Origin of the sequence: Sandarakinorhabdus rubra, assembly GCF_010994245.1 — a bacterium.
In the GTDB taxonomy this organism is placed as follows: Bacteria; Pseudomonadota; Alphaproteobacteria; order Sphingomonadales; family Sphingomonadaceae; genus Sandarakinorhabdus; species Sandarakinorhabdus rubra.
In genome coordinates, this window is sequence record NZ_WMHO01000366.1 from 1 (window position 1) to 1365 (window position 1365).

Consider the following 1365-nt stretch of genomic DNA (forward strand, 5'->3'; position numbering starts at 1 on the left):
GTCCGGCCTTCGCGATGGCGCCGCCGCCGGCATTGTCCGCGTAGGCCGCCACCGCTGCGGCCAACTCGGCCGGCGTCACGCCGGCGGCGGCGAGCTTCTTCAGATCAGGCTCGATCACATATTGGCGTTCCAGCCCGCCGATGCTGTTCACCTCCGCCACGCCGGGCACGGTGCGCAGAATGGGGATCACCACATATTCCTGCGTCTCGGCCAGTGCCATCAGGTGATCGTCGGCGGGGCTGGGCGGCAGCAGCCCGGCATGGTGCGGCTCGGCATGCGGCGGGTGCTGCCATTCCAGCGTGTAGTAGAGGATCTCGCCCAGCCCGGTGGTGATCGGCGCCAGCTGCGGCACGGCGCCGGGCGGCAACAGCGCCGATGCCGTTGCCAGCCGCTCCGTCACCAGCTGGCGGGCGCGCATCACGTCGGTGCCGTCTTCATACAGCAGGGTCACCTGGCTGAGGCCGGAGCGCGTGAGCGAGCGGAAACCGATCAGCCCCGGCTGGCCGCCCATCAGCCGTTCGATGGGCACGGTCACCCGCGTCTCGATCTCTTCGCCCGCAAGGCCCGGCGCGGCGGTGTTCACCTGCACCTGCACGCCGGTCACATCGGGAATGGCATCGATGGGCAGAATGAAGAGGTGCCACAGGCCGATCGCTGTTGCGACCAGCGCCGCCAGCAGTACGCCGCCGCGATGCCGGGCGCTCGCCGAAATCAGGGCCGCGATCACGGGGCGATCACGGTTCGCGGCCGCCCCCGGTGAGGATGCGGATATTCTCCTGCGCCTCCCACAGGCCAGCACGGGTGTCGAGCACTGCGGTCAGCGCATCCAGCCAGCCAGTCTGCATCTGCACATAGGTGGCCAGCGGCACGGCGCCGAGCCGATAGGCCCGGTCGGCCTCGGCCGCAGCAGCGGCGAAGCGCTGGGGAGCATCGGCAGGCCATTTCTCTATCGCGGCGCTGCGCGCCCGATAGAGCGCGGCATCGCTGTGCAGCTGCACCAGCAGGCGACGGCGGGCAGCGATGAAGGCTGCCTCTCCCTGCGCGGCACGGCCCTGTGCGGCGGCCACCTCGCCTTCCTGGCGGTTCCACACCGGCAGCGTGGTGGTGGCGCGCAGACCGATCACCTGGTCCTTCACGTCGCCGCGGTCACGGTTCAGGAACGGGCCGATGCTGATCGCCCCGGCGCGGCTCTTCTCCGCCAGCCGCACTGTTAGCCCCTGCTGCGCAAGCTGGGTCCTGAGGGCCTGCAGTTCAAAATTGTCGCTGTCCAGCCGCTCGGCCAGCACCGCCACGTCGGGGAGCGGCGGTGGGCTGGCCGGCGGGCGGGCAATGCGCAGCCGCGCCGGGAAGGGCTGGCCGCGCAGG

Annotated in this window: 2 protein-coding genes; both read right to left on the reverse strand. The window is 70.9% G+C overall.

From position 1 onward, the window contains the following. Window positions 1-727 (reverse strand): efflux RND transporter permease subunit (locus GJV64_RS14530; RefSeq protein WP_164158194.1); only part of this gene is annotated, 727 nt, incomplete at its 3' end. Between the two features lie 7 nt (window positions 728-734). After that, a partial coding sequence (locus tag GJV64_RS14535; protein ID WP_164158196.1) for a TolC family protein occupies window positions 735-1365 on the reverse strand: 631 nt, incomplete at its 5' end.